Annotated in this window: 9 protein-coding genes; 3 read left to right on the top strand and 6 right to left on the bottom strand. The window is 61.5% G+C overall.

The annotated features are described in order from the left end of the window. Positions 1–218 precede the first annotated feature (218 nt). From VIW95_RS13550 to VIW95_RS13525, 6 genes are all read right to left on the bottom strand, one after another. Positions 219–2,033 (bottom strand): ABC transporter ATP-binding protein, encoded by a 1,815-nt coding sequence (locus VIW95_RS13550; RefSeq protein WP_331587378.1) that lies wholly within the window; start codon positions 2,031–2,033, stop codon positions 219–221. Further along, positions 2,020–3,837 (bottom strand): ABC transporter ATP-binding protein, encoded by a 1,818-nt coding sequence (locus VIW95_RS13545; protein ID WP_331587376.1) that lies wholly within the window; start codon positions 3,835–3,837, stop codon positions 2,020–2,022. The genes VIW95_RS13550 and VIW95_RS13545 overlap by 14 nt, the downstream gene beginning before the upstream one ends. Positions 3,838–4,132: 295 nt before the next feature. Further along, positions 4,133–5,839, bottom strand: coding sequence for an N-acyl-D-amino-acid deacylase family protein (locus VIW95_RS13540; protein WP_331587374.1), 1,707 nt, complete (start codon positions 5,837–5,839; stop codon positions 4,133–4,135). 21 nt (positions 5,840–5,860) lie between these two features. Next, the gene (locus tag VIW95_RS13535; RefSeq protein WP_331587372.1) at positions 5,861–6,754 is read right to left on the bottom strand and encodes a TauD/TfdA family dioxygenase; all 894 of its coding nucleotides are present in this window, start codon (positions 6,752–6,754) and stop codon (positions 5,861–5,863) included. A 189-nt stretch (positions 6,755–6,943) separates the two neighbouring features. Then, positions 6,944–7,252, bottom strand: a complete 309-nt coding sequence (locus VIW95_RS13530) for a HigA family addiction module antitoxin (protein WP_331587370.1) — start codon at positions 7,250–7,252, stop codon at positions 6,944–6,946. 12 nt (positions 7,253–7,264) lie between these two features. After that, complete coding sequence (locus VIW95_RS13525) at positions 7,265–7,510, bottom strand: type II toxin-antitoxin system RelE/ParE family toxin (protein ID WP_414645293.1); 246 nt, start codon at positions 7,508–7,510, stop codon at positions 7,265–7,267. A gap of 215 nt (positions 7,511–7,725) precedes the next feature. On the opposite strand from VIW95_RS13525, the gene VIW95_RS13520 reads away from it, so the two are divergent. The 3 genes from VIW95_RS13520 to VIW95_RS13510 form a co-directional block, all read left to right on the top strand. Continuing rightward, entirely contained in the window at positions 7,726–8,724 is a 999-nt protein-coding gene (locus VIW95_RS13520) for an aldo/keto reductase (RefSeq protein ID WP_331587366.1), read from the top strand. 50 nt (positions 8,725–8,774) lie between these two features. Continuing rightward, a complete protein-coding gene (locus VIW95_RS13515) occupies positions 8,775–10,160 on the top strand; it encodes an amidohydrolase family protein (RefSeq protein ID WP_331587364.1) in 1,386 nt (461 codons plus the stop codon). A gap of 18 nt (positions 10,161–10,178) precedes the next feature. Then, the coding region (locus VIW95_RS13510) for an amidohydrolase family protein (RefSeq protein ID WP_331587362.1) at positions 10,179–10,999 on the top strand (821 nt) is incomplete at its 3' end.

Raw genomic sequence — 10,999 nt, 5'->3', positions numbered from 1 at the left:
GAGCAAGAGCTCCGCCTTTTCGCCGATTGCATCGCGGGCAAAGCGGACGCTGCCCTGCTTAGCCCCGAGCGCGCGCGCGAGGCGCTCATACTGTCGATCGCTACCCAGCAATCGCTGCGCGAGCATCGCGGAATCGATCCGCGGTCTATCCGCTGAGACGAGGCTATGTGAACCGTGGCAGACCTCGACGAGCAGGTTGGGGTCGGAGGGGTAGCGCCTTATCGATACGCCGCGGCCTGAATTCCGTAGAGCTCAGCGTACTGTCCGCCTTTCGCCATTAGCGCTTCGTGAGTCCCTACTTCCGCGACACGCGCGCCGTCCAGCACGACGATTTGATCTGCCATCCGCACGGTGCTGAATCGATGCGATATCAGAATCGTGATTTGACCCTGACGTCCGTTGCCGGAGCTGCCATCGCGCCGCTCACTTCGAGCGGCCGCGGCGTAGCGCTCGAACAACGCATGTTCGGTCTCGGCGTCGAGCGCCGCGGTGGGTTCATCGAGGACGAGCAGGAGAGGGTGATCGCGCATGAAGCCGCGCGCAAGCGCCAGCTTCTGCCATTGTCCAAAGCTCACTTCGAAACCGCCGGGCCAACTCGGACCGAGTTGCGTATCGAGGCCGGAATTCAGATGCTCCACTACGTCATCGGCGCCAGCACGATTGACCGCAGCAACCACGGCAGGTTCATCGTCGAGTCGCGGGACGTCGCCGAGTCCCACCGTGTGGCGCGCGAGAAACTCAAACCGGAAAAAATCCTGGAACGCTCCCGCGACCTGTTCGCGCCAATCGTCAACCGGAATTCGAGCCAGGTCGACTCCATCGACGAGGATTCGTCCCTGGTCGGGCTGGTAGAGCTGGGCCAGCAGCTTGACCAGCGTACTCTTGCCGGCGCCGTTCTCTCCGACGACCGCAATCACACTACCTTGTTTCAGATCGAGACTCACATCTTCGAGCACTTGGCGCGTCGTGCCCGGATACGCGAACGACACGTGCTCGAGGCGGATGCCATCGACGAGACGGTCGGGCGCGGGCGTGTCCGCATGCTCTGTCAGCGCGGCAGCATAGTCCTCCAGCCACGCCAGCCGGCGGGAACCGTCGAGCCAGATGCCGCGCAGAAATCCGATTTCCCCGACAGTCGCGCCGATGTAGGCCGACAACCGCGAGCCCGCGGCCAGCACCAGCAGCACCTGTCCGGACGTCGCGCGGAGTCCCACCGCTACGTACACAATCGCGCCGACGAAGCCCGCGCCGAAAATCAGCCACGCGACCGTGTGCCACGCCGCACTGCCCCAACGCGCGGATGCCACTGGTCCGTACCAGCGCTCCCATGCCGCGCGGCGCAATTTCACGAGGCGATTTCCAATCCGCGTGACGCGCACCTCTTTCCCTGGAGGAGCAGTCGTGGCGATCGTGAACAGATGTCGTGCGAGGCGGTTCGCAGATGCGCCACGCTCTTCCGCGGCGCGCTCGATACCGGGGCGCCAGGTCGAGGTCAGCACCGTAGGCAGCGCGAATGCGGCCAGCAGCGCGAGGATCGGACTAATCGACATCAGCAATACGACCGTCACACCGAGCCGCAGGATCCATCCGCAGGTCGAGAACAGCGACATGTACATGTGATCGAGAACGAAAACCTGGTCGCGAAGCACTGCGAGCCGGTCGAGGTATTCGGGACGTTCGTGATGCGCGATAGTTGGGACGGTGGCCTGCAGCCTTGCGACGTGAGACTCGAGCGCGATCGTCAGGCGGTCGCGGAAGCGGCGCTGAACGCGATCGCTGGTCACGCGCAGGAACCAGGTACCGACTGCAGACACGCCAAGCCCCATCGCGGACGCTATCACCTCGAAGCGATCGTGGCCGGTCACTCCGTTGGCCAGCAGCATCAACCATAGCGCCAACAGTGCGTCGGGCAGCGCCGCCAACAGCGACAGCCCGAAAGCAACCGTCAGCAGGCGAGGCTCCGCCTGATAGCCGCGCTTGAGCGCGCGCCACATCGCGGGAATCGCGGCGGGCATATCGTCATGCGGGCTCATCGAGCGCAACTCCTTCTTCGGTGCCGTCCCCGGTGTCGCCGAAGCGCGACGCCTGCAACTCGAACATCGTGCGGTAGCGTCCGCCGACCGCCATCAGTTCGTCATGGGTGCCGAGTTCGATCACGCGGCCGTGTTCGAGCACGCAAATGCGATCCGCATGACGCACGGTCGAGAACCGATGCGATATCAAGATGGTGGTAGCGTGATTCGTTGCGGTGAGGATGCGATCGAAGATTTCGCTCTCGCCCCGCACGTCGAGTTGCGCGGTTGGCTCGTCGAGCAGCACGACACCTGCGCCAAGCTTCACCGCACACAGCGCACGGGCCAGGGCAATCCGCTGCCACTGACCGCCGGACAGATCGGTGCCGCCCTGGTAACCGCGGGCGAGCACTGTGTCGAGCGAGGCGAGATGTGCCGCGCCCGCATCCACGAGCGCCTGCTCGATCGCGGCGTCAGGCGCGCCGGCGGGAGAAACGTTATCGCGCAGCGGCAGCTCAAACTTGATGAAGTCCTGAAATACAGCCGCTACCCGCTCGCGCCATGCGTCGATGTCGAGCTCGCGCAGATCGACGCCATCGATCTCGATCGCGCCTTCATCCGGGTCATAGAGGCGGCACAGCAACTTGGCCAGAGTGGTCTTGCCTGCTCCATTCTGGCCGACGATTGCCAACGACGAACCGGCCGGAATCGTCAGGTCAAATCCTGCCAGCACCCGGTCTGCCGTCGTGGGATACGCGAAGCTCACGTTTCGAAACCGGATTTCGCACGCCGGCAAGTGCTGCGCTACTCGGTTGCCGCTTACAAGATTCCCGGCAGGAGCCATCGCGTCTTGCAGGCGAAGCACTGCGCCGGCGGGCGCCGCGGCACCGTCGAGAGCCCAGGACAATCCGCCGAAAGCAATCATGCTCGTGCTGACTGCGGCGCTGGCGAATGTAACGACGTGGCCTACGAGGATTCGTCCGGCGGCGGCGTCTGTTGCTATCGCCCAGAACACGATCAGGTTGGCGGACAGGACCAGCAGCACGCTCCAGAGCACGGGCTGCTCGCGGAGTCGCGTCGCCTCCCAGCGAAGATCGAACAGGCGTCGTCGTCGCGAAGTGAACCGCTCGATCGTCCACGCTGCCAGTCCGAACAGCCGCAATTCCTTGGCGGCCGGCGGATCGACGGCTAGTCGATAGGCGTAGTCGGCGTGGCGCTGCGCCTCGCGAACCTCGTCGGTATTGCGATCGCGCCAGACTCCACTCTCGCGCAGCAGCCAATGCGTCGCGAGCCACGCGCCTGCGAGCAGAAGAGGCGCCCACCATGCGTATGCCGCCAGCACCACGGCAGATAGCAGCCCTCCAACCATCTCGACCAATCCCGACGCGATGAAGTCCATCGAGATGCTCATCGGCGGTCCGCTGATTCCAAGGTCGAAGTCGCGTGCCATCGCGAGGTCCGTCGTAAGACGCGGGTCTTCGAGATGTCCCATGCCCGGCGGCGTGACGCATGCGATGGTCAACTGGTCGTAGAGCCAGGCGGCGACCCGGCTGCCAAGGTTCGAGCCAACCGCATGGTGGAACGGCGGCGTTATCTGAAGTAGTACGAACACCGCGCCGACGGCGACCAGCGGCGCGGCGAGCGGATTGCCGCGTTGCACGGCGCCCACGAGCGCGCCCATCGCGATCGCGAAGATGGCTGGGAGCAGCCCGCGCAGTCCGAGCGCGGCCCACCACGCGATCGCGAGCGGGCGATCTGCTCTCAGCAAAACGCCGAAGAACTTCCACTCAGCACGTGCTTTTAGACGCTCGAACATGCGCACCATCGGTCTGATCGTATAACCGTCTAGACCTCGCTCGGGTTACGCGGTCAAGATAATAGAACTAGCCGCCTTCTATACAACGGCAAATTCGGCATGTAGGAACGGTTCTTGCCGGGCGCGTCGCGCTTGCAGAGGGTCTCCGCGAAGATCGCAGAAATTACCGCTTCAACTTGGTCGCGCAGAGGTTGGGGCGGATAGCCGAGACGCACCTCAACCCAATGACGTGCGCCCCGATTCATCTATCGGTCATCAGAGCTCAGAATCGAAAGAATCCGACGAGTGCGAGCGACTAGCTCCTTTACGCTTGCGCCATCGGGCCGCGCAGCAACTTGCCGGGCAAAGCTCCGGTATGTTCGTTCTTGCGCAGGACGACCTGGCCGTTGACGACGGTGGCAAGCAGCCCGTCCGATTTCTGCTTCAGCCGCCGCGCGCCTGCGGGCAGATCGTAGGTCAGTTCCGGCAATTGCGGATTGATCCGGTCCGGATCGAAAACGATAACGTCGGCAAAGCTGCCTTCGCGCAGCAGTCCACGACCCTTCAGACCCCAGTGATAGGCCGGGACGAAGCTGAGCATACGGATTGCCTGCTCGAGAGTGAGCGCTTCCTTTTCGCGCACCCAATGACTGAGCACGTGGGTTTGCAATGAGGAGTCCATGATCTGCGACACGTGCGCGCCCGAATCCGAGAACGTCACCACGGACCGCGGATGTTTCATCATTTCCAGAACGTGATCCTGATTCTCGTTGACCAGGGTCTGGAGGAAGAATTTCTTGAGATTTTTCTCCAGCGCGAGATCTATCATGACATCGACTGGGTCTTTGTTTTCAGCGGCCGCGATCTCGGCGATCGATCGATACGGCGGGGTTGGTCGGTCGAGCGGGAAGATCCAGTTATAGTTCGCGCCGCGCGCTTCCGCACCTACTGCGCGCTCCTCGCTACGCGAGCGCTCGCCGGCGGCTTGCACCAGTTTGCGACGGACATCCGGATTGCGCAGTGCGGCTTCCTGTTCTGCCAGCGGCAGTCTGCGAATCTCGCGCCACGCCGGATTTCGATCGAACGGCATGTTGGTTTCGAACGACAGCAGCACGTTGAGCGAGCGGCTATGGACCTGGACGAACATGCGGCCGCCCGCGGCGGCAGTCTCATCCGCGGTTTCGAAATATCGGCGCCAATAATTCGGCGCCCTGCGCGAGCTGAACATTCCGAATGTCACCGGCACTGAGCTCTCGACCGCGAGCGACTTCAGCCGGCCCAGGTAATCGTCGAGACGCGGACCCTCGGAGCCAGTGTCCTCACCCGCGATCTCGAAAATCCCGGCGCCCAACTCGCCCATCACTCCAACCAGTTGTCGTACTTCGTTCCAGTTGGCGATCCTGCTCGCGACGGGCCGGCCGTCGGGCGTCTGGTGATTGCTCGTGCGCGAAGTGGTGAACCCGATCGCGCCTGCCCGGATACCGTCGCGCAGCTCGTCGCGCATGAGCTGAAGGTCTTCGGTCGTCGCTTCTTCGTCGAAAGCGCGCTCGCCCATCACATAGGTACGGAGCGCCGAGTGTCCCATGTAGGCGGCGTAGTTGATCCCTTTAGGCAGGCGATCGACGGCGTTCAGATATTGCGCAAAGGTGGTCCAGGACCATTTGATCCCCGCCTGCATCGCTTCCGGCGAGATATCTTCGGCTCGTTCCAGGTTCCGCATCACGAGCAATTTGTCTTTCTCGCCACAAGGCGCGAGTGAGAATCCGCAATTGCCCATCACCACTGAGGTGACGCCGTGCCAGCACGAGGAGGTTCCCAGCGCGTCCCAGAAAACCTGGGCGTCCATGTGCGTGTGCGCATCGACCAGGCCGGGCGACACGATGTGCCCGTCCGCATCGATCGTCTCGCGCGCGCTCTCGTGGATTTTCCCGATCGCAGCGATCTTGCCGCCTTCAATCCCGACATCGCCCCTGTATCGCGGCATCCCGCTTCCATCGACGATCGTGCCGTTACGGATTATCAGGTCGTACATGGTTCACTCCTTTTCGGGCCTTTAGGCTAAAGATTTGCCCTCGGCATGTTGGTCAACGGGATAATTATCAGCGATCTCGCTCGCCGGGTCACCGGCAATACGGCTGTGCCACATCACCCGAGGCTCGGCCATGTTCCACGGCGTGCCCTGATGCAGCAGGCAGCGGTTGTCCCACACGACCGCGTCCCCCGGCGTCCACTTATGATGATAGATGCGCGGCGGACGACATGCGAAGTCCACTAGCTCCTGGAGGAACTGCTCTGACTCGGCAGCGTCCATGGTCGGAATATTGTGGGCGTGGCGCCCGATCACCAGCGACTTTCGGCCGGTCTCGGGATGAATCTTCACCAACGGACGCAAAGGCACCGGACCGTCGTGAAAGCCGTAGCCGCTGTACGCACTACCTGCCTTCGGCTGATGGCCGAGCTTCGACTGGCTGTAGTAAAGCGAGTGGTGCGCCGCTAGGCTTTCGACTTTCGCACGAAGAGCGTCGTCGAGAGCGTCGTAGGCGGCCCGCATGTCGGCCCAGCCGGTCGCGCCGCCGGAGTTCGGCACAATCTCGGCGGTGAACACGGCGCCCTTGGCCTGCACCGGCATGTAGGTGCTGTCGCAGTGCCAGCCCATGTTACCCTTGAGCACCTTCAGGACGTCGTTGTCAGGGTCGGCGATCACGGTGCCGTCAGCATTTACGTTGCTGAGCGCTGCCAGGCTGAATTCGAGCGGTCCAAATCGTCTGGCGAAGGCGACCTGATCGTCGCGACTGAGATGCTGGCCGGGGAAAATCAGAAGCGCGTACTCCAGCCACGCAGCGTAGAGGTCGCGCCAAGTCGCGTCATCGAGGGCGGCGAGCTTTATGCCCGTCACCACCGCGCCGAAAGTCGCGTCGAGAGGTTTGATGTCGAATGCGCGTGCCACGCGGGCCCTCCAATCGATCTCAAATCGTTCAAGCGCCCGGATAGAGGCTATCGAACCCTTCGCCGACTCGTCAAACCAATGCTGCTGTGCGGTAGTACTCTAATTCGAAATTCACGCGCTCATAGCTGGCGGCCCCCAGAAGAGCGATCGCGCTCGCTCAGGACCGCGAGCAGGCTTCTGTAAAGACCATCATGCTGCGCTTTTCCGCGGTCTGATGTCGCGCTGGATCTGCTCTTCGAACTGGCGCCGCGCTATGCGCAGGTCGTAAGTAGCCTGCAAATTGATCCAGAATTCCGGGCTTATTCCGAAATAGTGGCCCAGACGGAGAGCGGTATCAGCACTGATCGAGCGCTCGCCTTCGACGATCGCATTGATACGGCTAGCAGGTACGCGCAGCTCGATGGCGAGCTGGTTCATGCTCATGTCGAGCGGCTTCAGGAACTCCTCTAGCAGAATCTCGCCCGGATGAATCGGCGGTAGTCTTTTTTCGTGCGCCATGTGATTACGCCCTCATTCGTAGTGTTTGGTGATCTCGACGTCGTGCGCATCGCTTTCGCGCCAGACGAAGCAGACGCGATATTGATCGTTAATCCTGATGCTATGCTGACCGGCTCGCGTTCCTTTTAGCGGCTCCAAACGATTACCTGGAACCGCACTCAGATCGTTCAGGCTGGAAGCCGCGTTCAGCGTCAGCAGCTTACGCCGCGCGACCGAATGGACTGCCTGAAAGGGCTTCGATGGAAGATCGTCGAACACCCTTTTTGTATCCGCGCAGCGAAAGCTCCTAATCACCAATATTGAAAACTACCACGCGGCGCGGTGCACGTCAAACGGGGCAGTCCTTAGGCAAAGGAGTTCAGACCCAGTGGGCGCACATTCGGTCAAGACAGTACCTGCCGGTGCTTCTTGATTGAAAAAAACTTCAATCGGAACTAGCGTTGACGCTTGAACGATCGGTATGGAGGCGGTGTATGGAACTCCGACCATTTGGCAAAACCGGGATTCAGATTTCCGCCGTCGGCTTCGGATGCTGGGAGATTGGCGGCGGCTACGGCAGCATCGAGGAGTCCGAGTTTATCAAGGCGGTTAATCGCGCACTCGATCTCGGCATCAACTGTTTCGATACCGCCGAGGCGTACGGTTTCGGCGCCTCGGAAAAATCGCTGGCGAAAGCACTCGGCGCGCGACGCAAGGAAGCGGTCATCACCACCAAGTTCGGCGTCGGCTATCCCGACGCTCCCAACTATCGCGACAGCACTCGCAAGCGCGTCGTCGAGTCGATCGACAAAAGCCTCAAGGCGCTCAACACGGACTACGTCGACGTCTATCTCATTCACTGGCCGGATCGAGTCACGCCCTTCGAAGAGCCAATGCAGGCGCTCGACGAACTGGTGAAGCAAGGCAAAGTCAGGGCGGTCGGCTTGTCAAACTTTAAGCTGGACGAGATCGAAAGATGCGCGCGCACGCGGGGCGTGGACGTCGTCCAGTACTGCTGGAACATGTTTGATCGGCGCATGCAGAAGGAAATTTTTCCGTACTGCCGAGAAAACGGCATCGGTGTGATGGCTTACGGCTCGCTCGCCTACGGGATGCTGACCGGCACCGTCAGCGAGGAATCGGCGTTCGAGAAGGGCGACTGGCGCTCGCGCGGCGGCAAGCTCGGCAACATCAACCTGTTTCAGCATCTCTTCGGGCCCAATCACTTTCTCAACAACCTGCGCGCGGTCGAAGATCTGAAGCCGATCGCGAAGCGGTACCAAAAATCGCTGCCGCAGCTTGCGCTGCGCTGGACGCTCTCGAATCCGGTGATCAGCACCGCGCTGGTGGGATGCCGCAATCCGCGCGAAGTCGACGACAACGCCGGCGCGCTCGGATGGTCCATCGCTGACGCGGATATGAAAGAGATCGACGCGGTCTTTGCGCGTCACGGGGCGATCGTCATGCCCGAAACGTGGCTCGAGACTGAATAGTAACTTGCTAATGAACTGAGTAGCCGCGAGTGCAGCGGCTGAGGTGCGGTATGCCGATTCAGAAGTTCGCGCCGATGACCAAAAACTTCCCGACCTTCGATTGCGATGCGCACGTGACGGAGCCGCCATGGCTCTGGGAGCGGGCGAAGGACTGGCTGACCAAAGACGAGTATGAGGCCCTGAAAAATACTATCTGGTACGATGCCGAATCCGATCAGCTAATCGTCAATGGCAAGGCCGGCGCGGGAATCGGATCGCAGCGTATCGGTGGAACGGCCGGGATGGTCAACGTGCTATCGCTCGCGGGTCCGGGCCTCAAGCACGATATTCAGCGTGCGCTCAACGTCCGCAACCTCAATTCCAAGACCGCGCTCACCAAAGAGCAGGCTGCGTACATCGATCACAGGGGTTCCTACGAACCCAAGCCGCGGCTGCGCGATATGGATGTGCAGGGTATCGATCAGGTGATGATCATTCCGACCGACATCGACACGTACCCGTGGCTACTGAACGCCGTCGGCGCGAAGGCGATGTGCAAGGCGTACAACGAATGGGCGTACGAGTACTGCCAGGAGAATCCCGAGCGGCTTTATTTCGCCGCGATGCTCCCGATGCAGGATCCCAAGTTCGCCGAGCAGGAGGTTTATCGCGTCGCGGACAAGGGATGCCGGGTTGGCCTGGTGCGGCCGATTGATGCGATGGGGAATTATCCGATTCAGCCCAAGTACGATCGGGTGTGGCGCGCGATGGAAGAGACCGGCGTCGTTTACGGGATGCATCCGTTTCCGGCCTTCGGATCGTTGAAGCCGCCGGGCTACACGGAGCAGCACTCGGGCGCGGAACTGATCTCGCTGACCGCGACGACGTCGGGCCTGCCGCATTCATTTCTGATTAACGTGCAGGATTTCCAGGCGGAAGCATCGTTGTGGGTCGTGATGGTCCTGATGTCGGGATTCTTCGACCGCTTTCCGAAGCTGAAGGCGGCGGTGTTCGAAGCGTCGTCAACGTGGCTCAGCTTCATCCTGGACGAATGCGACAAGAACTATAAGCTCTATCGCAACGAACGGCGGTTGCGTCCGTTGAAGAAACTGCCAAGCGAGACATTCTTTGAGCGCTGTGTCACCGGTTTCGAGGGCGATGAAGCACCGCCGTCGCGTTTGCCGGAATTTTACGAGAACATCCTGGCGTGGTCGTCCGACGTGTACCATCACGACGGCGACGATGCGTGGCGCGCGTTAGATACGATGCGCAAATGCGAACTGCCCGAGCCGTATCAAGCCAAGTTCCTCGGCGGCAACGCGCGCAAGCTGTACAGGATTGATGCGCCCAAAAAGTTCATCGCCGATCGAGTCACAGAAATCGAGCGTCCCGACTGGTGGCCGACCGAGGAAGAGGTCAAGCGGTCGCTCGATCCCCAGGCGTCGGTGCGGCATTAGATTCTTCGAGGGACGACAATGGCGAACAAGCGGTTTGCAGTTTTTGATAGCGACTCGCACGTCGTCGAGACGCCGGAGTTGTGGAGCAAATACCTGGATCCGGAATTCCGCACGCTCGGCAAGTTCGCGCTCTGGCGTGAAGATGGAAAGCTCGGCTCCTACCTGAAGGTCAACGGCAAAGTCTTCCGCGATACGATGAACTCCAACATCCCACGCCACGCTATTTGGCGGCCAGGGTTGACCTGGGACAAGGTCGGCGAACTCGATCCTGACACACGACACGCCGCGACCGTGGGCGCGTCGAACGCGGAGGCGCGGCTGCGCGACATGGATGCGATGGGCATCGATCAGGCGCTGCTGTATCCGACCTGGTTCGCCGAGGGCTTCCACCTGGTAGAGGATCCCGACGTCGCGTATGCGCTCGCGCGCGCTTACAACGACTGGATAGCGGATTTCTGCAAAGCCGCACCGGGCCGGCTGTTCGCTGCGTCGATGGTTCCGCTGCAGAACATCGACTTTGCCGTCGAGGAGCTTCGCCGCACCGCGAAGATTCCGTGTTTTCGCGCCGCGTTCATCCGACCGATGTTCCTCGAGGGCCACTACTTCACGCATCCCATTTACGATCCGCTGTGGGCGGAGCTGGAGAACCTCGGCACGACGGCCGCGGTACATCCTGCAGTGGGGATGTGGAATCCGGAGTGGACTTCGCACGGTCCGTTCTTCGAGAAAATAAAGACTCGCCTGAACCATCGTGCATTCTCAACCGCTGGAGGAGCCGGTCCCGCCGCCGGCGGCGGCTCGGACATCACCTTCGGCTTCACCGCGTCGCCGCCGCTGGG

The sequence above is a fragment of the Binatus sp. (SeqCode) genome (assembly GCF_036522015.1).
GTDB lineage: Bacteria > Desulfobacterota > Binatia > Binatales > Binataceae > Binatus.
This window is presented reverse-complemented; position numbering and strand designations above follow the sequence as displayed.

Excerpts from the sequence above, each read along its gene's own strand:
- VIW95_RS13545 (WP_331587376.1), bottom strand. The coding sequence starts at position 3,837 with ATGGTGCGCATGTTCGAGCGTCTAAAAGCACGTGCTGAGTGGAAGTTC.
- VIW95_RS13550 (WP_331587378.1), bottom strand. The coding sequence starts at position 2,033 with ATGAGCCCGCATGACGATATGCCCGCCGCGATTCCCGCGATGTGGCGC.
- VIW95_RS13530 (WP_331587370.1), bottom strand. The coding sequence starts at position 7,252 with ATGGCGCACGAAAAAAGACTACCGCCGATTCATCCGGGCGAGATTCTG.
- VIW95_RS13540 (WP_331587374.1), bottom strand. The coding sequence starts at position 5,839 with ATGTACGACCTGATAATCCGTAACGGCACGATCGTCGATGGAAGCGGG.
- VIW95_RS13520 (WP_331587366.1), top strand. The coding sequence starts at position 7,726 with ATGGAACTCCGACCATTTGGCAAAACCGGGATTCAGATTTCCGCCGTC.
- VIW95_RS13515 (WP_331587364.1), top strand. The coding sequence starts at position 8,775 with ATGCCGATTCAGAAGTTCGCGCCGATGACCAAAAACTTCCCGACCTTC.